The sequence below is a fragment of the Streptomyces sp. NPDC031365 genome (assembly GCF_055569765.1).
The window spans coordinates 208,757-234,976 of record NZ_JBVIIM010000011.1 but is presented as its reverse complement, the minus strand read 5'-3'; the positions used below and the strand labels follow the sequence as shown (position 1 = coordinate 234,976).

At 70.7% G+C, this 26,220-nt stretch carries 25 protein-coding genes and 2 pseudogenes; 13 read left to right on the top strand and 14 right to left on the bottom strand.

The window, feature by feature from the left end:
- Positions 1-144: 144 nt before the first annotated feature.
- On the bottom strand, positions 145-1,284 hold the full coding sequence (locus ACZ5C2_RS19045) for a glutathione-independent formaldehyde dehydrogenase (RefSeq protein ID WP_468792231.1): 1,140 nt from the start codon (positions 1,282-1,284) through the stop codon (positions 145-147).
- A 176-nt stretch (positions 1,285-1,460) separates the two neighbouring features.
- Here ACZ5C2_RS19045 and ACZ5C2_RS19040 point away from each other — a divergent pair, with 176 nt between their 5' ends.
- Positions 1,461-1,652, top strand: coding sequence for a hypothetical protein (locus ACZ5C2_RS19040; protein WP_468792228.1), 192 nt, complete (start codon positions 1,461-1,463; stop codon positions 1,650-1,652).
- 56 nt (positions 1,653-1,708) lie between these two features.
- Here the strand turns inward: ACZ5C2_RS19040 and glpK are convergent, their stop codons facing one another.
- The 3 genes and pseudogenes from glpK to ACZ5C2_RS19025 form a co-directional block, all read right to left on the bottom strand.
- Entirely contained in the window at positions 1,709-3,232 is a 1,524-nt protein-coding gene (gene glpK, locus ACZ5C2_RS19035) for a glycerol kinase GlpK (protein ID WP_468792225.1), read from the bottom strand.
- A gap of 40 nt (positions 3,233-3,272) precedes the next feature.
- Positions 3,273-4,166: an MIP/aquaporin family protein gene (locus ACZ5C2_RS19030; protein ID WP_468792222.1), complete on the bottom strand. Its 894-nt coding sequence runs from the start codon at positions 4,164-4,166 to the stop codon at positions 3,273-3,275.
- Between the two features lie 137 nt (positions 4,167-4,303).
- A pseudogene (locus tag ACZ5C2_RS19025) lies at positions 4,304-4,837 on the bottom strand (endonuclease/exonuclease/phosphatase family protein); the annotation flags it as partial.
- Between the two features lie 134 nt (positions 4,838-4,971).
- Between ACZ5C2_RS19025 and ACZ5C2_RS19020 the strand changes: the two are divergent.
- Both ACZ5C2_RS19020 and ACZ5C2_RS19015 read left to right on the top strand, forming a co-directional pair.
- On the top strand, positions 4,972-6,336 hold the full coding sequence (locus ACZ5C2_RS19020; RefSeq protein WP_468792219.1) for an amidohydrolase: 1,365 nt from the start codon (positions 4,972-4,974) through the stop codon (positions 6,334-6,336).
- Positions 6,337-6,873: 537 nt separating this feature from the next.
- Positions 6,874-7,056, top strand: coding sequence for a hypothetical protein (locus ACZ5C2_RS19015; RefSeq protein ID WP_399974447.1), 183 nt, complete (start codon positions 6,874-6,876; stop codon positions 7,054-7,056).
- Positions 7,057-7,106: 50 nt separating this feature from the next.
- Here ACZ5C2_RS19015 and ACZ5C2_RS19010 read toward each other — a convergent pair whose 3' ends face one another.
- Together ACZ5C2_RS19010 and ACZ5C2_RS19005 are read right to left on the bottom strand one after the other, a co-directional pair.
- Positions 7,107-7,547, bottom strand: coding sequence for a hypothetical protein (locus ACZ5C2_RS19010; protein WP_468792216.1), 441 nt, complete (start codon positions 7,545-7,547; stop codon positions 7,107-7,109).
- Positions 7,544-8,233: an ATP-binding protein gene (locus tag ACZ5C2_RS19005; RefSeq protein ID WP_468792213.1), complete on the bottom strand. Its 690-nt coding sequence runs from the start codon at positions 8,231-8,233 to the stop codon at positions 7,544-7,546. Before ACZ5C2_RS19005 ends, ACZ5C2_RS19010 begins: the two co-directional genes overlap by 4 nt.
- A gap of 222 nt (positions 8,234-8,455) precedes the next feature.
- Here ACZ5C2_RS19005 and ACZ5C2_RS19000 point away from each other — a divergent pair, with 222 nt between their 5' ends.
- The 3 genes from ACZ5C2_RS19000 (at position 8,456) to ACZ5C2_RS18990 (ending at position 10,497) form a co-directional block, all read left to right on the top strand.
- A complete protein-coding gene (locus ACZ5C2_RS19000; protein ID WP_468792210.1) occupies positions 8,456-9,316 on the top strand; it encodes a helix-turn-helix domain-containing protein in 861 nt (286 codons plus the stop codon).
- Complete coding sequence (locus ACZ5C2_RS18995; RefSeq protein ID WP_468792207.1) at positions 9,317-9,601, top strand: DUF397 domain-containing protein; 285 nt, start codon at positions 9,317-9,319, stop codon at positions 9,599-9,601.
- A gap of 92 nt (positions 9,602-9,693) precedes the next feature.
- Entirely contained in the window at positions 9,694-10,497 is an 804-nt protein-coding gene (locus ACZ5C2_RS18990) for an SAM-dependent methyltransferase (protein ID WP_468792204.1), read from the top strand.
- A 237-nt stretch (positions 10,498-10,734) separates the two neighbouring features.
- On the opposite strand, the gene ACZ5C2_RS18985 is transcribed toward ACZ5C2_RS18990, so the two are convergent.
- From ACZ5C2_RS18985 to ACZ5C2_RS18975, 3 genes are all read right to left on the bottom strand, one after another.
- On the bottom strand, positions 10,735-12,225 hold the full coding sequence (locus ACZ5C2_RS18985) for a glutamate synthase subunit beta (protein WP_468792201.1): 1,491 nt from the start codon (positions 12,223-12,225) through the stop codon (positions 10,735-10,737).
- Positions 12,226-12,324: 99 nt separating this feature from the next.
- Positions 12,325-12,807, bottom strand: a complete 483-nt coding sequence (locus ACZ5C2_RS18980; protein WP_468792198.1) for an anthrone oxygenase family protein — start codon at positions 12,805-12,807, stop codon at positions 12,325-12,327.
- Between the two features lie 45 nt (positions 12,808-12,852).
- The gene (locus tag ACZ5C2_RS18975; protein ID WP_468792195.1) at positions 12,853-13,416 is read right to left on the bottom strand and encodes a DUF2293 domain-containing protein; all 564 of its coding nucleotides are present in this window, start codon (positions 13,414-13,416) and stop codon (positions 12,853-12,855) included.
- Between the two features lie 65 nt (positions 13,417-13,481).
- Here ACZ5C2_RS18975 and ACZ5C2_RS18970 point away from each other — a divergent pair.
- A pseudogene (locus ACZ5C2_RS18970) lies at positions 13,482-14,113 on the top strand (nucleoside/nucleotide kinase family protein).
- Between the two features lie 144 nt (positions 14,114-14,257).
- Complete coding sequence (locus tag ACZ5C2_RS18965) at positions 14,258-14,686, top strand: CBS domain-containing protein (RefSeq protein WP_468792192.1); 429 nt, start codon at positions 14,258-14,260, stop codon at positions 14,684-14,686.
- A 25-nt stretch (positions 14,687-14,711) separates the two neighbouring features.
- Here ACZ5C2_RS18965 and corA read toward each other — a convergent pair whose 3' ends face one another.
- From corA to ACZ5C2_RS18950, 3 genes are all read right to left on the bottom strand, one after another.
- Positions 14,712-15,839 carry a magnesium/cobalt transporter CorA gene (gene corA, locus ACZ5C2_RS18960; RefSeq protein ID WP_468792189.1) on the bottom strand — a complete coding sequence of 376 codons (1,128 nt, stop codon included), beginning with the start codon at positions 15,837-15,839 and terminating at the stop codon, positions 14,712-14,714.
- Between the two features lie 159 nt (positions 15,840-15,998).
- A complete protein-coding gene (locus tag ACZ5C2_RS18955; protein WP_468792247.1) occupies positions 15,999-16,931 on the bottom strand; it encodes a carbohydrate kinase family protein in 933 nt (310 codons plus the stop codon).
- Entirely contained in the window at positions 16,913-17,824 is a 912-nt protein-coding gene (locus ACZ5C2_RS18950) for a pseudouridine-5'-phosphate glycosidase (RefSeq protein ID WP_468792186.1), read from the bottom strand. The genes ACZ5C2_RS18955 and ACZ5C2_RS18950 overlap by 19 nt, the downstream gene beginning before the upstream one ends.
- Before the next feature lie 101 nt (positions 17,825-17,925).
- Here ACZ5C2_RS18950 and ACZ5C2_RS18945 point away from each other — a divergent pair, with 101 nt between their 5' ends.
- Positions 17,926-18,354 carry a VOC family protein gene (locus tag ACZ5C2_RS18945; RefSeq protein ID WP_468792183.1) on the top strand — a complete coding sequence of 143 codons (429 nt, stop codon included), beginning with the start codon at positions 17,926-17,928 and terminating at the stop codon, positions 18,352-18,354.
- A gap of 27 nt (positions 18,355-18,381) precedes the next feature.
- On the opposite strand, the gene ACZ5C2_RS18940 is transcribed toward ACZ5C2_RS18945, so the two are convergent.
- The gene (locus tag ACZ5C2_RS18940; protein ID WP_468792180.1) at positions 18,382-18,957 is read right to left on the bottom strand and encodes a methylated-DNA--[protein]-cysteine S-methyltransferase; all 576 of its coding nucleotides are present in this window, start codon (positions 18,955-18,957) and stop codon (positions 18,382-18,384) included.
- A gap of 63 nt (positions 18,958-19,020) precedes the next feature.
- Positions 19,021-19,899: a glycerophosphodiester phosphodiesterase gene (locus ACZ5C2_RS18935; protein WP_468792177.1), complete on the bottom strand. Its 879-nt coding sequence runs from the start codon at positions 19,897-19,899 to the stop codon at positions 19,021-19,023.
- 279 nt (positions 19,900-20,178) lie between these two features.
- On the opposite strand from ACZ5C2_RS18935, the gene ACZ5C2_RS18930 reads away from it, so the two are divergent.
- The 4 genes from ACZ5C2_RS18930 to ACZ5C2_RS18915 all read left to right on the top strand — a co-directional run bounded on the left by ACZ5C2_RS18930 (position 20,179) and on the right by ACZ5C2_RS18915 (position 26,024).
- On the top strand, positions 20,179-21,039 hold the full coding sequence (locus tag ACZ5C2_RS18930; RefSeq protein WP_468792174.1) for an MHYT domain-containing protein: 861 nt from the start codon (positions 20,179-20,181) through the stop codon (positions 21,037-21,039).
- Between the two features lie 40 nt (positions 21,040-21,079).
- Entirely contained in the window at positions 21,080-23,221 is a 2,142-nt protein-coding gene (gene uvrB / locus ACZ5C2_RS18925) for an excinuclease ABC subunit UvrB (protein ID WP_468792171.1), read from the top strand.
- A gap of 135 nt (positions 23,222-23,356) precedes the next feature.
- A complete protein-coding gene (locus ACZ5C2_RS18920) occupies positions 23,357-23,935 on the top strand; it encodes a TerD family protein (protein WP_468792168.1) in 579 nt (192 codons plus the stop codon).
- Positions 23,936-24,014: 79 nt separating this feature from the next.
- Positions 24,015-26,024, top strand: a complete 2,010-nt coding sequence (locus ACZ5C2_RS18915) for a TerD family protein (protein WP_468792165.1) — start codon at positions 24,015-24,017, stop codon at positions 26,022-26,024.
- Positions 26,025-26,220: the final 196 nt, after the last annotated feature.

Sequence of the window (26,220 nt, the reverse complement as noted above, 5' to 3'; positions counted from 1 at the left end):
CCCCCCCCCCCCCCCCCCCCCCCCCCCCCCCCCCCCCCCCCCCCCCCCCCCCCCCCCCCCCCCCCCCCCCCCCCCCCCCCCCCCCCCCCCCCCGGACCGTCCCCGCATCCGAATTACTTTCCGTGGCTCCCTGTGCGGCGCGGGCTACGGGCGCAGCACCACCTTCGTGTAGCCCTCGATGCGCTTGTCGAACTTGTCGTAGGCCGACGGCGCCTGGTCCAGCGGCAGTTCATGGGAGACCACGAAGCTGGGCGCTGCCCGGCCCTCGATGATCATGTCGCGCAGCTGCCGGTTGTAGCGCTTCACGTTGCACTGCCCCGTGCCCATCTTCAGGCCCTTCTCGAAGAGCTTTCCGACCGCGACGAGGAGCATGCCCTGCTTGGACTGCTCGTCCGGCGCCCCGGGGTCCGACGGGACGTAGAGCCCGGGAATGCCGAGCATTCCGGTGGCCCGGACCGTACGGACCAGCGAGTTCAGGACGGTCGCCGGTTCCTCGCGGTCCGTGTCCGTGCCGCCCGCCGACGCCTGGTAGCCGACGGCGTCGACGCCCTTGTCGGTGCCCATGCCCTCGGTCTGCTCGTGGATCTGCTCGACCGGGTCGCCCTCGGCGAAGTTGATCGGGACCGCACCGATTTCCTCGGCCTTCTGCAGCCGCTCGGGGACCCGGTCCACGACGAACACCTTCCTCGCGCCGCGCAGCAGCGCCGAGTAGGCGGCCATGAGACCGACCGGGCCCGCGCCGTACACCGTCACGCTCTCGCCGGGGCGGACCTGGGCGAGTTCACAGCCGTGGTAGCCCGTGGGGAAGATGTCGGCGAGCAGGATGAAGTCGTTCTCGTGTTCCTTTCCCGGCGGCAGTTTCAGGCAGTTGAAGTCGGCGTAGGGAACGCGCAGGTACTCCGCCTGACCGCCCTTCCACGGGCCCATGGCGACATAGCCGTAGGCGCCGCCCGGGAAGCCGGGGTTGACGGTCAGACAGTAGCCGGTGTATCCCTCCACGCAGTTGGTGCAGAATCCGCAGGCGACGTTGAAGGGCATGACCACACGGTCGCCCTCCTTGAGGGAGGTGACGCCCGGGCCGACCTCCGCGATGGTTCCCATGTTCTCGTGGCCGAAGGTGATGCCGGGCTCGGCGTTGGTGCGCCCCTCGTACATGTGCAGATCGGAGCCGCAGATCGCGGTCGAGGTGACCCGTACGATCACGTCGTTCGGATGCTGGATGGTGGGATTGTCGACTTCTTCTACCGCGACCTCGAACGGTCCCTTGTACACGACGGCCTTCATGGCAACGACCTCCACTCGATGGCGTATGTGTCCCGAGTCGCGCCTCTCCCGATGCCCCGCGTGACCGATATCTCATGATTCTCCGGTCTGTCCTGGAGGGCAAGCCGGTAGTGTCCGCATGCATATCGTTCGACGGGAACGACATGAGGAGCGACGAGAGACGGAGAGGGGCCGACATGGCGGCGCAGCGGCTGGGAACCCTGCTTGTCCCCGTGCCCGGACTGTCCGGCACCACGTACCCGCCCGGCACGACGGTGACGGTCCGTGGCCGCGGTGCGACGGTCGACGGTTTCGTGAAGGGCGACTGGCTGCCGCTGTCGTGGTGGGAGTTCTCCGACGGCCTCCGCGAGGACATCGCCGACCGCTGACCCCGCCGCCGACCCCGCCGCGGGCGACCGGTCGGCGCCCGTGTCACCGTCAGCCGTCAGTCGTCACTCACCCGGACCCAGTCCAGCGTGCGCTCCACCGCCCGCTTCCAGTCCTTGTAGCCCTCCTGGCGCCGCTCCTCGCTCCACTGAGGGCTCCAGCGCTTCGACTCCTGCCAGTGAGTGCGCAGCTCGTCGGTGTCACGCCAGAAGCCCACGGCGAGCCCGGCGGCGTACGCGGCGCCCAGCGCGGTGGTCTCGGCGACCACGGGACGGCTGACCGGCACGCCCAGTACATCGGCCTGGATCTGCATGCACAGGTCGTTCGCGGTGACGCCGCCGTCGACCTTGAGCACGTCCAGATGCACGCCCGAGTCCTGCTCCATGGCCTCGACCACGTCACGGCTCTGGTAGCAGATGGCCTCCAGCGTGGCCCGTGCGATGTGACCCCCGGTGTTGTACCGCGCCAGCCCGACCATGGCGCCGCGCGCGTCGGAACGCCAGTAGGGGGCGAACAGACCGGAGAAGGCGGGGACGAAGTACATCCCGCCGTTGTCCTCCACCGAACGCGCCAGCTGCTCGCTGTCCGGGGCACTGCCGATGATCTTCAGCTGGTCGCGCAGCCACTGCACGGCCGCGCCGGTGACGGCGATGGAGCCCTCCAGCGCGTACACCGCGGGGCTGCCCGCGAACTGGTACGCCACCGTCGTCAGCAGCCCGCTGCGGGAACGCACCAGCTCCTCGCCGGTGTTGAGCACCAGGAAGTTGCCGGTGCCGTAGGTGTTCTTGGCCTCGCCGGGGGAGAAGCAGACCTGGCCGACCGTCGCCGCGTGCTGGTCGCCGAGTACGCCCGTGATCGGGATGGCGGCGCTCAGCGGCCGGGAGGTGCGGGCGTGGCCGTACGCCTCGGGGTCGGACGAGGGGTGGATCTCCGGCAGCATCGAGCGGGGAACGCCGAGGATGCCCAGTAGCTCGTCGTCCCAGTCCAGGGTCTCGAGGTTCATCAGCATGGTGCGGCTGGCGTTGGTCACGTCCGTGGCGTGCACACCGCCGTTGGGTCCGCCGGTGAGGTTCCACAGCACCCAGGCGTCGGTGTTGCCGAACAGGGCATGGCCCGCCTCGGCGGCCTCGCGCAGCCCGTCCACGTTCTCCAGGAGCCACTTGATCTTGCCACCGGAGAAATAGGTGGCGGGCGGCAGGCCGGCCTTGTGGCGGATGACGTCTCCGTGGCCGTCGCGTTCGAGGGCGGAGGCGATACGGTCGGTGCGGGTGTCCTGCCAGACGATGGCGTTGTAGTACGGGCGGCCGGTGCGCGGGTCCCAGACCACGGTGGTCTCACGCTGGTTGGTGATGCCGATGGCCCGCAGATCGGTGGCCGACAGGCCGCCGTCGCGCAGGGCGTTCTGGATCACCGTGTTGGTGCGCTCCCAGATCTCCACCGGGTCGTGCTCGACCCAGCCGGACCGCGGCAGGATCTGCTGGTGCTCGAGCTGGTGCTTGGCCACCTCGTTTCCCGCGTGGTCGAAGATCATGAATCGGGTGCTGGTGGTCCCCTGGTCCACCGCGCCGACGAATTCGGGCATCGCTGCCTCCTCCTGGTTGACGACAGGGCCGCCTGGGGGTCTACGGTTCCTCGGTGGCCGGGCCTTCTTCCTGTGCCCCCGCCCTGGCGTTGATCACCGGCTTGATGATCAGGTCGTACACAAGGACACCGACGACTCCGCCGATCAGTGGGCCGACAATGGGAATCCACCAGTAGCCACTGAACCATCCGAATGTTCCGGGAAAGGCGATGTCGCCCCAACCCTCGAAGTACGTGAACAGCCGCGGACCGAAATCTCGCGCGGGATTGATGGCGTATCCGGCATTGGTGCCGAACGTCAGCCCGATGGCGACGACCACCAGGCCGATGAGGAAGGGGTGGAGATTCGACAGGGGAGCCGTATTGCGCATGTCGATGAGGGAGCAGATGAGCAGAAGGAGAATCGCTGTTCCCACGATCTGGTCGAGCAGCGGGCCCCACCAGGAATCACCGAAGTACTCGGCGGGGAAGGTGGCGAAGATGGAGTAGGTCGCCAGTGATTCGTCCCGTGGGAGGCCCGCCTTGGCATCGGCCGCGTCGATGGCCCACCGGTAGCAGGCGTAGACCAGTGCGGCGGCGACGAAGGCGCCCACGACCTGGGCCAGCCAGTAAGGCAGCACCTTGCGCCAGGGGAAGTCCTTGCGCGCGGCGAAGGCCAGCGTCACCGCGGGATTGATGTGTGCACCGCTGATACCGCCGGCCACATAGACACCGAAGACGACGGCGAGGCCCCAGCCCCATGCGATGATGAGCCAGTTGGCCGGCCCGAATTCCACGAATTGTCGCCCTGATCCGGGTAGGCCGACGACGGCGACAGCCACCGATCCCGCGCCCAGCAAAAGCAGGACGAATGTCCCCAGGAATTCGGCGAGCATCTCACCGCCGATGCCTTCTTTGTAACCACGGCGACGTGGAGCTGCAATGCGTTCAGCCATCGGCTCTCCTCGGCAGGAATGGCGTGGGCCCTCCCCCTATCCGCAGCGTAGGCCGTGTGCGGTGATCGGGCGCGCGGGGCGGCGTATTTCCTTCCAACAGCCCAATGCACCGCACCTTGAGCCTCGATACCGCCACCTCGCGCCGCAGCTCCCGCCGCGTATCGGGCCCGTTCACCCTCGTTACGCGGATGGAAACGGCTGTTCGGATACGACAGCAGCTTCTACTTGAGGTGACACACCGCCACCCGCAGCGGCGTGCCGTCCTCGCCCGTCACCTCCACCGCGAGGAAGCCCCGGCCGGCCTCACCGGCCGCCGGCCCCGCGTCGTGCGCCTGCACCGGGCGCAGTTTCGCCGGGAACGCCGCCGTGTCGGCAGCGCGCTGAGCGTCGCCTCGGGCCCACCGTCAGTTCCGTACGGCTCAGGAGACCCGTATGCCCCGGCTGTCCGGGTGCTCCGACAGGGCGAGGTGCCAGTCGTCGTCCAGCGTGCCGGCCAGATCCTCCAGCGCGCCGGGATCGCCGACCTCCTGCACACCGAGCAGCACCGGATCGAGTTGCGTGATCACGGCGGCGAGGGCGGCCAGTTTCGACTCGTACGCGGCCTCGTCGCCCGGCCCGAAGGGACCGCCGGGCCGGTGGAGATTCTCCAGATTCCAGGTGCCGAGGAGCATTCCAAGCTCCTTTCAGCCGTGGGCGGGCTCGTGGTGAGGCCAGGGTGCGCGCCCGGCCCGTTCCGCGACAGAGCCGCGACGGGATGTCGCGGTTCGGCTCACCCCGGGCCGGACGGGCGTCGTACGTTGACGTGATGACGCCTTCTGCCGTGGAGAGTCCCGCCGGGCTCATCATCACCGGGTGCACCGTCCTCACGCACGACGATCAAGAACGGATCGGGTTCGCGGAGGACGCGGCCGTCGTCGTACGTGACGGGGTCGTGGCCGAGGTGACCACCACCGGTGCCGTCATGGGTCGGGCGGCCGACGAGTGGATCGACGGCCGGGGGCAGGCCGCGCTGCCCGGTCTGATCAACTGTCATACACATGCCCCGATGGTGACCCTGCGCGGTCTCGCCGAGGACCTGCCGACCGAGGAGTGGTTCAACGACGTCGTCTGGCCGGTGGAGTCCAACCTCACCGAGCGGGACGTCGAGCTGGGGGCGCGGCTCGCCTGCGCGGAGATGATCCGGGGCGGCGTCACCTGCTTCGCCGACCACTACTTCGCCATGGACGCAGTCGCCGCCGTGGTCGCCGAGTGCGGGATGCGGGCGCTGCTGGGAGAGGCGTACTTCTCCTCCCAGGGGGTTCAGGGGCGCGAGCGGTCACTGGAGTTCGCGCTGCGGCACCGGGGTGCGGCCGACGGTCGGATCACCACCGCGCTCGCCCCGCACGCCCCCTACACCGTGGACGACGCCGACCTCACCGCCACCGCCGCACTGGCCCGCGAGCACGGGCTGCCCGTCCATCTGCACGCCGCCGAGAACCGCGACCAGACCGATGCCTCCCTCGCCCGGCACGGCGTCACCCCCATCGAGGTCCTCTCACGCACCGGCATCCTCGACACGGACGTGCTCATCGCCCACGGCACCGGCATCACCGAGGACGACCTGCCGTTGCTGGAGCGGGCGAGAGGGCGTACGGCCGTGGCGACCGCGCCGCGCGGATACCTCAAGTTCGCCTGGCCCACCACCACACCGGTGCGGGCGCTGCGTGACATCGGCATCCCGGTCGGACTCGCCACGGACGGGGCCGCCTCCAACAACTCCCTCGACGTGTGGGAGTCGATGGCGCTCACCTCCCTGATCCAGAAGTCGACCGAGGGCGACCCCCGCTGGCTGACCTCCCGTCAGGCACTGCACCACGCGACGCTGCAGAGCGCCCGCGCGGTCGGCCTCGGCGACAGCGCCGGCAGCATCGCGCCCGGCCGCCGCGCGGACCTCGTCCTCGTCGACCTCACCGGCCCGCACACCCAGCCCGTCCACGACCTCGCCGCGACCCTGGTGCACAGCGCCCACGCCGCCGACGTCCGCACGACCGTCGTCGACGGCCGGATCCTCATGCGGGACCGGGAACTGCTCACGATCGACGTGCCCGAGGTGGTGCGGGAACTGGAGGAGCGGCTGCCCGCGCTGACCGACCGGAGCCACGGACGGCGGATCCAGGAGTACGGCACCTGAGAATCCTCATGTCCCCGCTGCCTCTCACAGGCCCTCGCGGCCTCTTGCGGGCCTTGAGACCGTCTCCGCGCGCGCCGAGTGGCCCGCGGTGCGTGAGGAAGTGAGGAAGTGCCGGGCCACGGAGGAGGCCGTCACCCGCGCGCGGGACGCGCCGAATGACATCGGCTGCCCCTGTGCCAGGTGGACCGGGAGCCCGGGGGGAGGGAGGGGGCGGCCGGGGTCTTCCGTACCTGTTCGGCCTGCGAACGCGGCCCCGCCCCGACCAGCAGCCGGTGCGCGTCGGGTCACCCGCGGAACGTCAGTACGTCCGCGGTCAGGACGAGTGCGACGACTGACACGGCGAGTGCGAGGGATGACTGCCACGGCGAGTACGAGGATCGATACGGAGGGTGATGGATTACTCCGTTGAGTGGAGAGCCCGCTCACACTTGGCGGTGAACGGGTGTCAACTACGTCTCAGTACCATCACTGGGCAAGGCGTTCGCCCCATGGTTGGCGTTTAACTCTACGAGTACAGCGCAACATGGAGGTGGCAGGGTGAACGGGCGAACGGTGCTCGAACGCTTCCCCGCAGGTGGACCGCGCGGCTCGTGGCCGGCGGAGGAGTTCGCGCATGCGCGGCGCCTGGAGGGGCTGCCGGCTGAGGTTGTCATGGACCTCGCGACCGACATGTTCCTGGTGATCGTCCGCGCGGACGGCGGCGGTGATGTGACGGCCTGAGCGGACGCCGCGCGCGGCGCTTGCGCGCGGGCAGGGGCCGTTACGGGCTGTTACGCGGTGACCGGGCGGGACCAGGCGGGAGTGGTCCCCGTGAGGCGGCAGACGGCCAGATAGAGCGGTATCGGCGGCGTGTAGGGGAGAGTGCCGTCGGGCCGGTGGATCAGGCCGGGCAGGCCCGGGGCCTCCGCGTCGGGCAGGACCGCGCCGGCCGCGTAGTGCGCGGGGGCGGGCCATTCCAGGGCGTAGTCGGAGTCGGACGGCACCAGCCACCACCAGTGCGCCTCATCGGCGTAGACGCACCCGACCCGGGGCAGCCGGGGCAGTACGAGTGGGCCGAAGCGGGCGGGAACCGCCACGGCGTCACAGCCCATGGGGGCCGTCATGCCCTCGGGGACCGGCAGGCGCCGGGAGGCGGCTCGTGGGTGCCGTCCGCGCTGGAGGCGGACCAGCGAGTTCAGGCTCAGTACGCGCGTGCCCGAGGCACCAGTCACGCCGCTCCTCCGTTCCAGCGGACGGGCTGCTCGGGGAGAGCCGTCCGCTGCGGGGCCCGGGGGACCGGCCGGTGGCGCTGGGCGGCTTCGTCGGTGTCGCTGTCGTCGCCGTTGTCCGGGCCGCCGGGCGGGCCGGGCTTCGGGCGGGCGCCCCAGCCCAGGTCGTCGCAGGGCTCGGCGGGATGGTGCGGGGCGTCCGTGTTGTGAGGGAGGTCGGCCCAGACCAGCAGCCCGGGACCGTGCTCATGAGCGCCCCAGGAGTGACACAGGGCATCGACGAGGAGCAGTCCCCTCCCGTGCTCCTCCTCCGGCTGCTTCCGGGTGTTCGCCCGCGGCCTGTCCGGTGCGCAGCCCTCGTCCCGTACGGCTATGCGCACCAGGTCGCCGCCGTCGTGCAGCTCGCAGACTATGTGGCTGCTCGCGGTGTGCACGATGGCGTTGGTGACGAGTTCGGAGACGACCAGTTCCGCCGTGTCGCAGGTGTCCTCGCACACCGACCAGCCGGTCAGCCGTGCCCTCGTCAGGCGTCTGGCCTGAGCCGGGGAACCCGGATGAGCGGCCAGTTCGAAACGGAACCGGCGCTCGGCAGCGGCCCTCGAAGGGGTGGGTGCCGAGGTGGTGCCGAGGCCGACGGAACCTGCGGCGGCGTCTGTTCCTAAGGGCGCGGACGGAATCACGCTTGCCACTATCGCCCCGCCGTGAACACTTGGCAAGTGTCACTCTGAAAAATGCAGAGTGCTGTGTGACGATCTGGACGGCCGTGGCACACTGCTCGCAACAGCACCTCGCGCGGCGCCAGTTGGGATCGCCGAAGATCTGTTCGAACGTAGGTTCGATCGGGTGGGTCTTCGAAGAGATCTTCGAATGGCGCCGCCGGGCTGTCAGGAATCGTTCGAGGGAGGTGGAGTGTGAGTGAACCCCGGTCCGCGCCGACGGTAGGGCAGGTCGTCCTCGGCCGGCGCCTGCTGGACCTGCGGGAACGCGCGGGGCTCAAGCGCGAGGAGGCCGCCCGCATCCTCCGGGTCGCCCCCGCCACCGTGCGCCGTATGGAGATGGCCGAGGTCGCACTCAAGATTCCGTACCTCCAGCTCCTGCTGAAGGCGTACGGCGTTTCCGACGACGAGGCCGACGCCTTCGTGCAACTGGCGGAGGACGCCAACCGCCCCGGCTGGTGGCAGCGCTTCCACGACATTCTTCCCGGCTGGTTCTCGATGTACGTCAGCCTGGAGGGCGCCGCCTCCCTCATCCGCGGTTACGAACCCCATTTCGTCCCCGGAGTGCTCCAGACCGAGGACTACGCGCGCGGCGTGCTGCGCTCCGGTGCCATAGGGCAGACCCGGCCCGAGGACATCGAGCGCCACGTCGACCTGCGCATGCGACGGCAGGAACTGCTCACCCGTAAGGACGCGCCCCGGCTGTGGGTCGTGATGGACGAGACCGCGCTCCGCCGCCAGGTCGGCGGCCCGGAGGTGATGCGTGCCCAGATCGACAAGATGCTAGAGGCCACGAAGCTGCCCAATGTGACGCTGCAGGTCGCGACCTTCGCCGGCGGGCCGCACCCCGGCACGTACGGGCCGTTCGTGCTGTTCCGATTTGCCATGCCCGAACTGCCGGACATGGTCTACAGCGAGTACCTGACCGGCGCCGTCTACCTGGACGCGCGGACCGAGGTGGCGACCCACCTCGAGGTCATGGACCGCATGGCGGCGCAGGCCGCTACGGCACATCGCACGAAGGAGATCCTCCGGGACCTCCGCAAGGAGCTGTAAATGGAACTCATGGAGTCCCGTAAGTCCCTGTCCCCGTCGCGGGTCCGCACCGAACGGATCTACAACGGCATGCCCGCGCGGGAACTGGGCAGCGAGGGCTGGCACAAGCCGTGGAGCGGCGGCAACGGAGGGAACTGCCTGGAGGCGATGAAGCTCGACGACGGCCGGATCGCCGTACGCCAGTCCACCGATCCGGACGGCCCCGCACTCATCTACACCTCCGCCGAGATGACGGCCTTCATCGAGGGAGCCAAGGCGGGAGAGGCGGATTTCCTGCTGTCCTGATGCCCGTGGCTCGCTCTACCTTTGCGTTTGTTCCCCTTCTGACTTGGCACTGACTTGATCATTAACGCTTGCAGAAACTTATGGAGTCCGTCATGACCGGGCAGCACCCCGTGGAGATCGACACGAGCCGGCCGCACCCCGCACGCATGTACGACTGGTACCTCGGAGGCAAGGACAACTACCCGGTCGACGAGGCCATGGGCCGGCAGATGCTGGCCCTCGAACCGCGTGTGCCGGTGATGGCACGGGTGAACCGCGCGTTCATGCAACGGGCCACGCGCTGGCTGGCCGGCCAGGGCGTACGCCAGTTCCTCGACATCGGCACCGGCATTCCCACGGAGCCCAACCTGCACCAGGTGGCTCAGGGGGTCGTGCCGGACGCCCGCGTCGTGTACTGCGACAACGACCCCATCGTGCTGGCCCACGCGGCCGCGCTGCTGCGCGGCACGGACGAGGGAGCGACCGAGTACCTCCAGGCGGACGTGCGTGATCCGGACGCCATCCTGGAGGGCGCGCGGAAGGTTCTCGACTTCAACGAGCCGGTCGCGCTGTCCCTCATCGCGCTGCTCCACTTCGTCCCCGACGAGGACGGCGCGCACGAGCTGGTCGGACGCCTGGTGGCGGCCCTCCCCTCCGGCAGTCACCTGGTCATCACCCACGCCACGGCCGACTTCACCCCCGAGGAGTCGAAGGCGGCCACGGAGAAACTCAGGGCAGCAGGCGTCACCCTGGCCCTCCGTTCCCGAGCGGAATTCACCCGCTTCTTCGCCGGCCTCGACCTCGTCGCCCCAGGCGTCCGGGTCCCGCACGAATGGCACCCGGACCTGGGCGACCCGGTACCGGGCCAGGAGGACGGCGTGATCCCCGGCTACGGAGCGGTGGGCCGCAAACCGTAACCACCACCGAGGGCGCCCGCGAACCATGCCCGCCGCGGGCGCCCGAGCCCACCGAGAACCGCTCCCGCCACTCAGGCGCGCAGCCGTGCCCGCCTGAGCCCGGAGTGAAGCCGAGTCAGGAGGGCGGGCGCGGCGGCACGCCCTCACGCCGGGTCCGCGCAACCTCCCCGGCCGACGGCAGCACAGGTCACCCTGCCCGCACCGGGAGTGCGCCAAAGCGCTGCCCCGCAGGCCCACTCACACCGTCATCGGACGGTCGTACGGCCCGATCGGCGCCGGCAGCCGAGTGCGACCGCCGGTGAGACAGCGGTCCACCGCCGCCGCCACAGCCCGCCCCTCCGCGATCGCCCACACGATCAACGACTGTCCCCGGGCGGCATCCCCCGCCACAAAGACCCCCGGCACGTTCGTGTCGAAATCCGCTCCCCGCGCGATCGTGCCACCCGGCTCCATCTCCAACCCCAGCCGGGCGACCAGCCCGTCCTCCCGGTCGGGCCCGTGGAACCCGAGCGCCAGCAGCACAAGATCCCCACGCAACGCCCGCTCCGTCCCCGCCACAACCCTCCGCCCGCCGTCGACCTCCACGAGGTCCAGCGAGCACACCCGCCCCTCCGCGTCCCCGACGAACCGCAGCGTGGACGCCGCGAACACCCGGGCATCCGCATCCGCCTCCGGCGCCGTCCGCAACACCCCCGCCTCCTCATGTGCCGCCAAGATCCGGTACACCTTCGGATACGTGGGCCAAGGCTCCCTGTCCTCGTCGCGCGAAGTGCCCGGCTGTGGGTAGATGTCGAGCTGGGTGACCGACGCCGCGCCCTCCCGCACGGCCGTCCCCAGACAGTCCGCACCCGTGTCACCACCACCGACGATGACCACATCACGGCCCGCCGCGGACAACGGCGACGACTTCAGATCCCCCTCGCACACCCGGTTGGCCAGCGGCAGGTACTCCATCGCCTGGTGAATCCCCGCCAGCTCGCGCCCGGGCACGGGAAGTTCACGCCATGCGGTCGCCCCCGTGGCGATCACCACCGCGTCGTACCGCGCCCGCAGCTCCGCCGCGTCCACATCCCGCCCGACCGTCGTGGACGTGCGGAACCTCGTTCCTTCCGCCCGCATCTGCTCCAGGCGCCGTTCCAGATGACGCTTTTCCAATTTGAACTCGGGGATGCCGTACCGCATCAGCCCGCCGATCCGGTCGTCCCGCTCGTACACGGCGACCGTGTGCCCCGCCCGCGTCAGCTGCTGGGCCGCGGCCAGCCCGGTGGGGCCCGAGCCGATGACGGCGACGGTCCGGCCCGAGAGCCGGTCCGGCGGAGCCGGAGGCGCGAAACCCTCCTTCCACGCCCGGTCGGCGACGGCGCACTCGACGTTCTTGATGGTGACCGCCGGCTGATTGATGGCGAGCACACAGCCCGCCTCGCACGGTGCCGGACACAACCGCCCCGTGAACTCCGGGAAGTTGTTGGTGGCGTGCAGCCGCTCCGCCGCCGCCCGCCAGTCCTCCCGTGACACCAGGTCGTTCCACTCGGGGATGAGATTGCCCAGCGGACAGGCGTCGTGGCAGAACGGGACACCACAGTCCATGCAGCGGTCGGCCTGACCGCCGATGATGGGCAGCAGCGCACCAGGGACACAGACCTCGTCCCAGTCGCGGACCCGCTCCGCCACCGGCCTGCGCGGCCACTCCTCACGGGGCGTGGTCAGAAAACCCTTGGGATCGGCCATGGCCGTATTCCTTGCGTGCGCGGGTGACAGGCCGTGCGTCGGCCGGCGGCACTCCTCCGGCCACGATACGTCCGCTCGGTCCCGCACGCAGCGGCCCCGTCACCCGGTGAGAGCCAGCACGTAGGCCAGCGCCGCCCCGGCCGAGGCGAGCGTGCGAACGTGGTTCCACATCGTCCACTCGCGTACATAGACCGGCCAGTGGGCGGCCGCCTCGGTGCCCCCCGGTTCCAGCCGGGCCAGCGCGTCGTTGCGGGGTATGTTCGCGACCACGGTCAGCCCGAACGACCCCACCAGATACAGCGCACCGCCCACCAGCAGCTCGACCGCTCCTTCCTTCGGCCACAGCACGAACGTCACCACCGTGAGCACCGCGCACAGCACGGCCGAGCCCAGGAACACCAGCATGAACCCCGGCCGCACCGCGGCCACGTTCACCGCCTGCATCGCCGCCACACCCTGTGCGGGCGGCAGCGCCGCGAGCCCTCTCATCACGAAGGTCGAGAAGGCGCAGAAGACCCCAGCCGTCAGCCCGGTCCCGAGCACGCCCAACACCGTCAGCACGAAGTACAGCCCGTCGATCATGTCCTCACCCCCGTCCGCCGGCCGGGACCCTGCCCGGCCGGCCCGTCACCACCAGTGAACCGAACCGGGACCCACCCGGCCATGGCCGAGCGGCGCGGACGCATACGCGAGCGTCCAGCACCGCACGGTGAACGCCCCGGGCGTCACACCGTGGAATCCAGCCCGCCCTCCGAGCACCCTCTCAACCGTCTCCGCCGCCACGGTGATCCGCCGCCGCACCCAAGCACCGCGGCACCCGCTCCTCAGCAGGCGGTCGCACGGTGTATCCACATGCCGTACGGACGCCACGACAGCCGCGGTCACCGCCCCCTCGGACAGCGCACACCCGCCGCGCTCCGGCCCACCCGCCCGCTGCCCCGGACCGAGACGTACGTGGTGACGGTCCGGGCACGCTCGGCCGGGCAGCCGGGCAGCCGGGCAGCCGGGCAGCCGGGCAGCCGGGGAACAGCCGCCGTATCTCCGCCGCGAACGCGCTTGCGAACCGCACCCCCTCTGCCGCCCGCCGCCGGACGTCCCGTAGCCGGCGCCGCCGTCGTGCCTCCGTGTCCGCGAGACAGCGCCGCTCGGCCTGGACGAGTGCCTCCTCCTCGAGGGCGTGGGGCGCGCCATACGTACTCCCTTCTCCACGCGCCCCGGGCCACGTTCGGTACACCGGGCTGACGCATCATGGCCGTGTGCGACTCGAGGCGATCACCTGGGACCGGCTCGGCGACATCCTCGCCGACCGCCTGCTGGAGCTGGAGACGGCCGACGGCGGGCCCTGGCCCCGGGTAGCACTCGACGGCGCCCCGGCCGCCCGCCCGGGTGACCTCGCCGAGCGGGTCGCCGGGGCGCTGCGGATACGCGGCCGTCCCTCCCTGGTCGTGGACACCGCGGGTTTTCTGCGCCCGGCCTCGGTCCGGCTGGAGTACGGCCACCAGGACGTGGAGTCCTACTACAGCGGCTGGTACGACACCGGAGCCCTGTGGCGCGAGGTGTTCGACCCCCTGGAACCCGGCGGGAGCGGACGGGTCCTGCCCGACCTGTGGGACCCCGTCACCGACCGGGCCACCCGCAGCCCCTATGCCGAACTCCCGCCCGGCGGCGTGCTGCTGCTGCACGGCCCCTCCTTCTGCGCCACTGGTTCCCCTTCGACCTGCGCATCCATGTCCTCCTCTCCTCGGGCGCCCTGCGCCGTCGTACCCCTGAGGCCGACCACTGGATGCTGCCGGCCTTCGAACGCTACGAGCAGGAGACCGACCCGGCCGGCACGGCCGACGTGCTGGTGCGGGCCGACGATCCCCGCCGTCCGGCCTGGCGCGGCTGAGGCCGGCCGGCGCGGCAGGACGGCTCGCCCGGCACGACCCGTCCTTCCGGGTGCCGTCCGCGCCCGACGCGACGAGAATGAAGGGCGTCGGGACTCGCGGTGCGATCCGCGCCGCGCCGGCCGTCCGGAACCGGGAGGTACTCCATGACCACCGCCGGAGACATCATGCACCGCGGTGCCCAGTGGATCCCCGCTCACGAAACCCTCGACCGAGCGGCCCAGCTGATGCGCGAGCTGAACGTCGGAGCCCTGCCCATCAGCGACGAGAACGAGCGGCTCTGCGGCATCCTCACCGACCGTGACATCGTCGTCGGTTGCGTCGCCATGGGCCACGATCCCGCCAGGGTCACCGCCGGCGAGATGGCCAAGGGGACCCCACGCTGGATCGAGGCGGACGCAGGTGTCGACGACGTCCTGCACGAGATGCGGACCCACCAGATCCGCAGGCTCCCCGTCATCGACGACAAGCGCCTCGTCGGCATGATCAGCGAGGCCGATCTCGCCCGGCACCTGACGCAGGACCAGATCGCCACCTGGGCCGAGAGCGTCTACGCCAGGTCCGCCACGGGCTGACCCGGCCTCCGGGGCCGGCCCGCTGTCAGAGCCAGCGGCTGCGCCGGAACGCCCGGTACAGCAGCAGACACGCCACCGATATCACGGTGATGACCATGCCGTAGCCGTATCGCCAGTGCAGCTCCGGCATGTGGTCGAAGTTCATTCCGTACACCCCGCACACCATCGTCGGCACGGCCACGATCGCCGCCCATGCGGTGATTTTGCGCATGTCCTCGTTCTGCGCGACGGTGACCTGCGCCAGGTGCGCCTGGAGGATGGAGTTGATCAGCTCGTCGAAGGCCGCTATCTGGTCCTTCGCCCGCAGCAGATGGTCGGCGACATCACGGAAGTACGCTTGTATTTCCGGTGCGACCACTCGGATCGACCGGGTGGCGAGCTCCTCCAGCGGCCGGCCGAGCGGCACCACCGCCCGTTTCAGTTCGAGGAGTTCCCGCTTGAGCTGGTAGATGCGTCCTGGATCGACCCGCGCGCCGTGCTCCGCGAACACATCCGTCTCGACCTGGTCGATGTCCTCCTGGACCGATTCGATGACGGTCAGATAGTCGTCGACCACATGGTCCGCGATCGCGTGCAGCACCGTGGACGGGCCCTGAGCGAGCTGCCCCGGATCCGACTCCAGCCCCTCGCGCAGCGGTCCCAGCGAACCGTGCCGTCCGTGCCGCACGGTGACCACGAAGTCCTCCCCGAGGAACACCATGATCTCCCCGGTGTCCACCACCTCGCTGTTCGCGGTGAGTTGCTCGTGCTCGACGTAGCAGACCGTCTTGAACACGGCGAACAGCGTCTCCCCGTACCGCTCCAGCTTGGGCCGCTGGTGGGCCTCGACGGCGTCCTCGACCGCCAGCGGGTGGAGGTCGAACAGCTCGGCGATGCCGGCGAACTCCCGGTCGGTCGGCTCGTGCAGTCCCAGCCAGACGAATCCCTCTCCGGTTTTGCGGACGTTCTTCACCGCGTCCACCAGATCCCCGCGCGCCCGGACCCGGTGACCGTCCAGGTACGTCACGCAGTTGACCACCGAGGAACCCAGCGGGGACCGGGCCGGATGACTCAGATCCACGCGAGGACGCCGCCGGGCCAGCCGGGCCACCCGGCGCAGCCCGCCGACCCCGCCGAGACTCGTGACCTTCCGCAGATTCCCCGCCATGGACATCCGGCCCCCTTGCGTGATTCCCCCGCGCCGTTCCACTTCCCGCGCTGGGCCGTCAGTCTGCCAGCCTTGAACGGATCGCGTGCGGGCCTGTGGACAGCGGTCATCTCCGGGTGTTCCCGCCTGTGGACGACGGGCGTTCGCCCTGGTGGCGCCCGCTTGTCAGGCGAGCGGCGGCGGGCGGCCCCCGGTCCGCTCCACTGCCTGCGCGCCCGCCTCGCAGCCCTCCGCCGCCGCTTGTTCCGCGTCGGCCCCCGCGAGCAGCGCCGCGAGGAACGCGCCGGTGAAAGCGTCGCCGGCGCCCGTGGTGTCGCAGGGCGTCGCCGGAACGGCGGGGACCCGGGCGTACACCTCTCCGGACCGTGCGAGCAGCGCGCCCTTGGCGCCCTGCTTGGTCACCACCAGCGGGACGCCGAGACTCAGCCGCGCCGCAGCGTCCACCGCATCGGACGAACCCGTCAGCAGGCACGCCTCGTCGCGGCTGGGCAGCAGCACGTCCACGCCCTCGACGAGCGCCAGGAAACGGTCGGTGCCCAGTGTGACGACGAACCCGGCCGACGCCGGATCCAGACTCACCGGTACCCCCCGCGCACGCGCCGCCTTCAACGCCACCGCGACGAAGGCCCGGCTCGGTTCGGTGAACAGCAGATAGCCCGACAGATGCAGCCGCGTCACCCCTTCCAGCAGCGTGTCCGACCAGTCGGCGGGACCGAGCCGCAGCGACGCTCCGCTGTCCGTGAGGAAGGTCCGCTCGGCTGCCGCACCCTCGTCGACCAGACAGATCACCGTCCCCGTCGGTGCCTGTCCGTCCACGACCAGCAGGGGGCGGACCCCGCAGGCGGCCAGCTCTCTCTCGTGCCAGGCCGCCGTGTCCGCGCCCACCCGGCCCAGGAGCCGCACCTCGGCGCCGCCCCGGCGCGCCGCCCAGCAGGCCACATTGGCACCCGCGCCGCCCGGGACCGTCCGGATCGCGGCCGCCGTGTCCGTCCCCGGAGCGAGCGGTCCCCGGTGCCGGGCCACCACATCCGTGATCACATCACCGACGACCAGCAGCGCTCCGTCCCGCACGGCCTCCCTCACTCCCCGGCGGCCCAGGCCGCCGCGACGCGCGCCGCCAGACGTACGTTGCCCCGCACCGCGGCCAGGTTCGCGGCGAGGGAGGCGCCGTCGGTGCGCCGGACCAGATGGCCGAGCAGGAACGGGGTGACAGCCTGGCCGGTGACCCCCTCCGCCTCGCACGCGCGCAGCGCCTCGTCGAGCACCCGCGCGTGCACCCCGGGGTCCAGCTGCTCGTCCTCGGGCACGGGGTTGGCCACGATCAGCGCCGACTCGGGCCCGCCGAGCGCGTCCCGCGCCCGCATGACGTCCGCCACCTGCCCGGGTGTGTCCAGCCGCCAGTCCACCGCATGCCCCGAATCGGACAGGTAGAAGCCGGGGAAGCGGTCCGTGCCGTACCCGGCGACCGCCACCCCCAGGGTTTCCAGCCGCTGCAGGGTCGCGGGTACGTCCAGGATCGACTTCACCCCCGCGCACACCACGGTGATCCGCGTACGCGCCAGCAGGCCCAGGTCGGCCGACTCGTCCTGGGTCACCGTCCACTCACGGTGCACCCCGCCGAGCCCTCCGGTGGCGAACACCCGTACACCTGCCAGCGCCGCGAGCAGGGACGTGGCCGACACCGTGGTAGCTCCGCTCGCCCCGGCGGCCACCGCGAGCGGCAGATCACGATGGCCCAGCTTGCGGATGCCGTCCTCGTTCGCGACCCGCTCCAGTTGATCCTCGTCCAGGCCGACCAGGGGGCGCCCGTCCAGCACGGCGATCGTCGCCGGCACCGCGCCCTCCTGCCGTACGGCCGCCTCCAGCTCGACCGCCACCTGAAGATTGCGTGGCCGGGGCAGCCCGTGCGCGATGATCGTGGACTCCAGGGCCACCACCGGCCGGCCCGCGGCGATCGCCTCCCGCACCTCTTCCGACACCCTGAGCACCACGCGCCTGCCTCCTGTCCGCCGCCTCTCTCTCATCTCTGGCGGGCCGCGCCCCGGGCCAAACCCCTTGCGTGCCCTCACGCGGGTCACGGAGTCTGGCAGACATGACGGACCACACGACTCGTCTCGACCACATCGTCCTGTGGGTGCGGGATCCCCTCGCAGCCGCCGGCTTCTACCATCAGGCCGTGGGCCTGGAGCCCGTCCGGCTCACCGACTACTCCGCGGGCGAGGCGCCCTTTCCCTCTGTGCGGGTCAACGAGGAAACGATTCTCGACCTCATGCCGCTGACCATGGCGGAACGCATGACGATGCTTCCCGGCGCCGCCGAAAGCTCGGGCCACCCCGTCAACCATGTCTGCCTGTCTCTGCCGGCCGACCGCTTCGACGCCCTCCGCAGCCGCCTGGAGGAGCAGTCCGTACCGCTGACGGACCTCTCGCACGACTCCTTCGGTGCGCGGGGGCGGGCCAGGCGCAGCTTCTACTTCCGCGACCCGGACGGCAACGTGCTCGAAGCGCGGCACTACGACTGACCCCGGACGCCCGGCGTGCCCGAGCCGTCAGAACAGCGGCTCGGGCAGCACACCCTCCAGGGCGAGCAGCTGCCGCTTGGTCTCCAGCCCGCCCCCGAACCCGCCGATGCCCCCGTCGCGCTCCACGACCCGGTGGCAGGGCACGATCACCGGAAGCGGGTTGGCGCCCATGGCCGTTCCCACGGCCTGGGCACCGCCCGGCTGGCCCACCCGCCCGGCCAGATCGCCGTACCCCACGACCCTGCCGAACGGCACCCCGGCGGCCAGTTCCCGCAGCACCTCGCGGTTGAAGCCCGATATCAGCGACCAGTCCAGCGGCAGCTCGAAGGAGCGACGCTCACCCGCGAAGTACGCCTCCACCTGGCGTATCGCCTCGGCCAGCAGCGCGGAGCCGGACTCCTCGGCGGACGCCGTTCCCAGCTCGGCCGGTTCGGTGCCGAGCCGGGACGCCAGCCGCTCCAGCGCGCTGTCGCGCGTCTCGTCCGTGGCGTGGAACACGACGTTGACCAGGCCCTCGCGGGTCGCGGCCAGCAGCAGCGGGCCGATGCCGGTGCCCACGACGGCCCACACGACCCGCTGCTCGTACTGTCCATGGCTGTCCATGCGCCCCACCGTACGACCCGCCACCGACAACGCCGGGCGGACGCCGGTCACATGGACGGACGATCAGCCGCCCACCGCGTCCCGCACCACATCGGGCGTGTTGGTGATGATCCCGTCCACCCCGAACCCGGCGACCCGCCGCGCCGCGACCGCGTCGTTCACGGTCCAGGTGAGCACCTCCATCCGCTTGCCGTGCGGCCCCCGGAAGCCGTGTACGGCGGCGACGTAGGGGGCGGACAGCGAGCCGTGCGAGGGGTTGATCTGGTCGGTGAAGGCCGCGTACGAGGGCAGGTCCGCGACGGGCGGCGTGCCCAGGAACCCGGTCTTCACCGCGGGCTTCAGATCATGGACCGTCCGTATGCTGTCCGCGCTGAAGCTCTGCACGACGAGCCGGTGTTTCACATGCCGGCGGTCGAGCCACCCCTCGTTGCTCAGGACCTTGAGGGTTTCGCGTTCGATGCCCGGGTAGAGCTGGGGGTTCTTGAGCTCCAGCAGCAGCTTCTGGTCGTACCGCTCCATGCGGTGCACGAACTGCTCGAGAGTGGGGACACGCGCGCCCGCGTACGCGGGGTCGAACCAACTGCCCGCGTCGAGTCGGGCGATCTCCGCCGCGGTGAAGTCCCGCACCTTCCACGGAGCCCGGTCGGGGAAGACCTCCTCGACGTCGGTGGTGCGCTGCAGGCTGTCGTCGTGAAGGACGACGAGTTCACCGTCCCTGGTGCGCTGGACATCGTTCTCCACCCACTCGACATCGAGGGCGGCCGCCTTGTCGACAGCCGCAAGCGTGTTCTCGGGTGCGTATGCGGAGGCGCCCCGGTGGGCGACGATCACGGGCCCGGGGCCGCCGTGGTCGGCGGCGGCCTGCGCGGGGGAGAGCGGGAGCAGAAGGGCGGCGGTTCCCAGGAGCGCGGTGGTCGAGGCGGCGACGGCGCGTGCGTGCATGCGTACTCCTCGCGTCGAACGATCACGGTCAGGTCAACTGTGACAGCAGACGGTCAACGCGAGACGGGTGCAGGATGGCCAGAGATTGAACGGAGACATCCGAAGCCCGCACACGAGTGCCACACACCTGGGGCAAGGACGTGTTTCTTTGCCGGAGAGTCGTTCGACCGTTCCGGTGGGGGTCATACTCTCTGCGTCAACCCGGACCGCCGTCGCGGTCCCGGGAGGGGGACACATCGAGACATTGCGGGACGTACCGGGCGGGAAGGGCAGCCGCGCATGCAGGGCACGGTCGACGGATTCAGCTACGGCCTGGCCACACCGCTGGCGGCCTTTCTCATGGCCTGCCTGGGCGGCGCCCTGGGGTTGCGCTGTACCACCAGATCCATGTCGGCGCCCCGCCGCCACCGACCCGGCTGGCTGGCCCTGGGGTCCGTGGCCATCGGCTCCGGCATATGGACGATGCACTTCATAGGCATGATGGGTTTCGCGATCGAAGGCACCCCGATCCACTACGACCGTGCCCTGACGTTTGCGAGTCTCGCGGTCGGCATCCTCATGGTGGGAACCGGGATCTTCATCGTCGGATACCGGGGCGCCTCCGGAACGGCCCTGTTCACCGGGGGCACCGTCACCGGTCTCGGCATCGCCTCGATGCACTACCTCGGCATGGCCGGCATGAGCCTTGACGGACGACTGGAGTACAACACCGCCGTGGTCGCCGCCTCCGTGGCCGTCGCCATGGCCGCCGCCACTGCCGCCCTGTGGGCCGCCGGGCAGGTGAGGGGCTTCCTGTGGAGCGTGGGCGCGAGTCTCGTCATGGGGCTCGCGGTCACCGGAATGCATTACACCGGCATGGCCGCACTCGACGTGCACGTCCACGGCACGGCCACCCCGGCCGACGGGGAATCGGCCGCCGCACTCCTCGGGCCCCTGATGGCCGGCCCGCTCGCCTTCCTCGTCCTCGTGGGCATCGTGGTGATCTTCGACCCGCTGATGGTCACGGGCGGGCCGGGCAGCCCTCCCGCCGAGCGCAAGCCCGGCATCCCCGCCCACCCGGTCCACCACCGCCCGGCGCGCTCCCGGCTGCGGCTCCGCGGCCCCGTGGAACACCGCTCCCGGACCCCGCAACGACGCTGATCCGGACCCGTTGTCAGTGGAGGGCCGTACGGTGGATGACATGCGGCCCGTTTCCCAGATCGAACGCACGGTGGCGCCCTTCGAGGTCGTCAGCCCCTACCAGCCCAGCGGTGACCAGCCGACGGCCATCGCCGACCTCGCCCGGCGCATCGAAGCAGGCGAGAGGGACGTCGTCCTGCTCGGCGCGACCGGTACCGGCAAGTCCGCCACCACCGCGTGGATGATCGAGAAGCTCCAGCGCCCCACCCTGGTGATGGCGCCGAACAAGACCCTGGCCGCCCAGCTGGCCAACGAGTTCCGCGAGCTGCTGCCGAACAACGCGGTCGAGTACTTCGTCTCGTACTACGACTACTACCAGCCCGAGGCGTACGTCCCGCAGTCGGACACCTACATCGAGAAGGACTCGTCGATCAACGAGGAGGTCGAGCGGCTGCGTCACTCGGCGACCAACTCGCTGCTCACCCGGCGCGACGTCGTCGTGGTGGCTTCCGTCTCCTGCATCTACGGTCTGGGTACGCCGCAGGAGTACGTGGACCGTATGGTCCCCCTCCGCGTGGGCGACGAGTTCGACCGCGACGAGCTGCTGCGCCGCTTCGTGGACATTCAGTACACGCGCAACGACATGGCGTTCTCCCGGGGCACCTTCCGTGTGCGCGGCGACACCATCGAGATCTTCCCGGTCTACGAGGAGCTCGCCGTCCGCATCGAGATGTTCGGCGACGAGATCGAGGCGCTGTCCACGCTCCACCCGCTCACCGGCGAGATCATCAGCGACGACCAGCAGCTCTACGTCTTCCCCGCCTCCCACTACGTGGCCGGCCCCGAGCGGCTGGAGCGCGCGGTCAACGACATCGAGAAGGAGCTCGGCGAACGCCTGAGCGAGCTGGAGAGGCAGGGCAAGCTGCTGGAGGCCCAGCGACTGCGTATGCGCACCACGTACGACATCGAGATGCTCCGCCAGATCGGCTCCTGCTCCGGCGTGGAGAACTACTCGATGCACTTCGACGGCCGTGCCCCCGGCTCACCGCCGAACACCCTGCTCGACTACTTCCCGGACGACTTCCTCCTCGTCATCGACGAGTCGCATGTCACCGTCCCGCAGATCGGCGCCATGTACGAGGGCGACGCGTCCCGCAAGCGCACCCTCGTCGACCACGGATTCCGGCTCCCCTCCGCCCTGGACAACCGCCCGCTGAAGTGGGAGGAGTTCCAGGAGCGCATCGGGCAGGCCGTCTATCTGTCGGCCACCCCCGGCCAGTACGAGCTCTCCCGCTCGGACGGCTTCGTCGAGCAGATCATCCGACCCACCGGCCTCGTCGACCCCGAGGTCGTGGTCAAGCCCACCGAGGGCCAGATCGACGACCTGGTGCACGAGATCCGCGCGCGGGTGGAGAAGGACGAACGCGTCCTCGTCACCACGCTCACCAAGAAGATGGCCGAGGACCTCACCGACTACTTCCTCGAACTCGGCATCCAGGTCCGCTACCTGCACAGCGACGTCGACACCCTGCGCCGGGTGGAGCTCCTGCGGGAGCTGCGCAGCGGCGAGTACGACGTCCTCGTCGGCATCAACCTGCTGCGTGAGGGTCTCGACCTGCCCGAGGTGTCCCTGGTGGCGATCCTCGACGCCGACAAGGAGGGCTTCCTGCGCTCGGGCACCTCCCTGATCCAGACCATCGGCCGCGCGGCGCGCAATGTCTCCGGCCAGGTCCATATGTACGCCGACAGGATCACCCCGGCGATGGAGAAGGCCATCGACGAGACCAACCGCCGCCGGGAGAAGCAGGTCGCGTACAACCGGGCGAAGGGCATCGACCCGCAGCCGCTCCGCAAGAAGATCAACGACATCGTCGCGCAGATCGCCCGCGAGGACATCGACACCGAGCAACTGCTCGGCTCGGGCTACCGCCAGGCCAAGAAGGACGGCGGCGGCGCCAAGTCGCCCGTACCCGCCCTCGGCAACAAGGCCGTAAAGAACGCCAAGGGGGCCAAGGGCAAGGCCGCGGAGACCGTGCCGACCGACCGCCCCGCCGCCGAACTCGCCGCGCAGATCGAGGACCTCACCGCGCGGATGCGCTCCGCCGCGGCCGACCTCCAGTTCGAGATCGCGGCGCGGTTGCGCGACGAGGTGTCGGAGATGAAGAAGGAACTGCGTCAGATGCGGGAGGCCGGCCTGTCCTGACGTCCGCGTACGGGATGTGTTGCAAGAACGACACAAAGTGCGGACCTGGGTACGTCACTGTCAGTGCCCCTGCGTAGGGTTCTGGTCAACCGCGGTTCCGCGGCAACAGGGGAAGTTCGAGAGGGGAATCAGCGCGTGACCGTCAACATGACCAAGGGTCAGGCCATCAGTCTGCAGAAGAACGACGGCGGCAGCCTGACCGCGGTGCGCATGGGTCTCGGCTGGCAGGCGGCTCCCCGTCGCGGCCTGTTCGGCTCGCGCACCCGCGAGATCGACCTGGATGCCTCGGCCGTCCTGTTCGCCGACAAGCAGCCGGTCGACGTCGTCTTCTTCCGCCACCTGGTGAGCGACGACGGCTCCGTGCGCCACACCGGTGACAACCTCGTCGGCGGTGTCGGCCAGGGCGGCGACGACGAGGCCATCCTCGTCGACCTGTCGCGGGTCCCGGTCCACATCGACCAGATCGTCTTCACCGTGAACTCCTTCACGGGCCAGACTTTCCAGGAGGTGCAGAACGCGTTCTGCCGCCTCGTCGACGAGACCAACGGTCAGGAGCTGGCCCGCTACACGCTGGCCGGCGGTGGCGCCTACACGGCCCAGATCATGGCCAAGGTGCACCGCACCGGATCGGGCTGGACCATGACGGCGATCGGCAACCCGGCCAACGGCCGCACCTTCCAGGACCTGATGCCGGCGATCCTGCCGGTCCTCTAGGCACCGAAGGCGAACCGGCCTCGGGCGGGGCCGGTGAGCGGCAACGATCCATCAATCGCGAAGCAGGGGGACGAAGGCGATGACGGCCGAGCTGGTGCGGGGACAGAACCACCCGCTCTCCCAGTCCCGTCTGGAGATCCGGGTTTCGGCCGGCACGCCGGTCGTGGCCGCGGCCGCGCTCGGGGACGAGAACGGCCGGATCCACGGAGTGGAGTGGGTGGCCCACCCGGGCGCCCCCACCCAGCCCGGTCTGGAGGTGTCGCGTCAGGCGGCCGCCGACCACCGTCTCGCGGTGGACCTGGACGCCATGACGGACGCGGTCCACCGCGTCAGTGTGCTGCTCGCCCTGCCCGTCCGGGACGGCGGCCCGGGGCCCGCCCGGTTCGGCGCCGTGGCGGCCCCTTTCGTCGCCGTCACCGGCCTGGACGGCGACGAGGTCGCCAGCTACACCATCACCGGCCTGGAGTCGGAGTCGGCCGTCGTCGCGCTGGAGCTCTACCGGCGGCAGGACGCCTGGAAGGTGCGCGCCGTCGGCCAGGGCTACGCGGGCGGCCTGGCCGAACTCCTGACCGACCAAGGACTCCCCGAGGCCGTACAACTCGCGGGCAGTATCAGCGACGCGGTCGCGCGGGGCCTCGCCCGCTCCGTGCAGGCGCCCCCGACCCGCACCTCCGACGGCGACCGCTCCCGGCAGGCGGCCGCCCCCGCGGTCGGCCCAGACCAGAGCAGCACCGTCCCCCAGGGCACGCCCGGCCCGGTAGCGCCGTCGTACGGCGGACAGCAGGCCGGCGGGCCCGCTCAGGGCGGACCGCAGCCCGCTTACGGCGCGGCCGGCGCGACGGACCCGTCGCCGCCCACCGGCGGAGGCCCGGTCGACTACAGCCACCCCCGTCGGCAGAACTCCGCCCCGCCGCCGCCCCCGCCCACCGCGCCGCCACCCCGGCCCGGGCAGCCCGCGCAGCCGGTCGCGGGGGACGCGACCGGCTGGTCCATGGAGGAGCGGCTCTACAACCAGGTCTGGGGCATGTTCGAGGACCTGGCCCGCACCACCGCCGCCTACCGGAGCGCCGTCGACTTCGCCGAGTCGCGCATGGACAAGGAACTCGAGCAAGCCCTGTCCGACCCGCGCAGCCGGATCGGTGGACAGGGCGACGCCGCCCGCGGGACCGCCCGCGCCCGGCACGCCCAGCTCGTCGGCCAGGCGCGGGAGTCCCTCGACCGCGACCTCGCCCAGCTCGTCGCCGAGGCCGAGGTGGTCGAACCCGCCCTGCCTCCGGCGTTCGCCCGCTGGGACAACCCCGCCTGGCACGCCTACCGGGTGCCGATGGAGATACCCATGGCGATCCGCCTGGGCGATCTCCGACTCCCGGAGGCCGACCCGATCCGCATCCCGATGCTGCTCCGGCTGCCGCTGGAGCGGGGCATGTGGATCGACAGCGGCCGGGCCGACTCCATCGACGGGTCGTTCACCGACTCGCACGACGCGCGGCGCCTCGCCATGGAGACGGCGGTGGCGCACGCGGCCCGGCTGCTCGCCGTCTACCCGGCGGGCGAGTTCACCGTGCACGTCGTCGACCCGGCCGGATCCGGTGCGCAGGCGCTGGCACCGCTGACCCGGACCGGTGTGCTGGCCACCCCGCCCGCCCAGGGCGCCGGGGGTGTCACGGAGATGCTCGGCCGGCTCACCGAGCGGGTCGACCTGGTACAGATGGCGCTGCGCGGAGGCGCGCCGGACGCGCTGCCGCCCGGCTTCGACACCTCCCAGCAACTGCTGATCGTCAACGACTTCCCGCACGGCTTCGACGACCGGGCCGTGAACCAGCTGCGCTACCTCGCCGACGAGGGCCCGTCCGTCGGTGTCCATCTGATGATGGTCGCGGACCGCGAGGACTCCTCGGCCTACGGCCCGCTGCTGGACCCGCTCTGGCGTTCACTGCTGCGGCTGACCCCGGTGCCCGACGACCATCTGGCCGACCCGTGGGTGGGGCATGCCTGGACGTACGAGCCGCCGCTGGTGCCGCCCGGCAGCCAGATTCTTGATCAGGTGCTCACCCAGGTCGCCGCGGCCCGCCGGGCCTGGAACCGGTGACCCCGCGCATCTCTTGACCGCGCGTACCCGTTGACCCAGCTCACGTAGAGCCCTCTGACCAGCGCTTTTGTATGTTTCTTTACGTAGGCCTTTGCCAAGCCTTGGTGATTGGGTACTCTTGACCGCACGGAGGGGAGTACTCCCTGTCTGTGCGGCGACCCCGTCAATACGGATCAGGCCAGATCCCGGGGCGTCG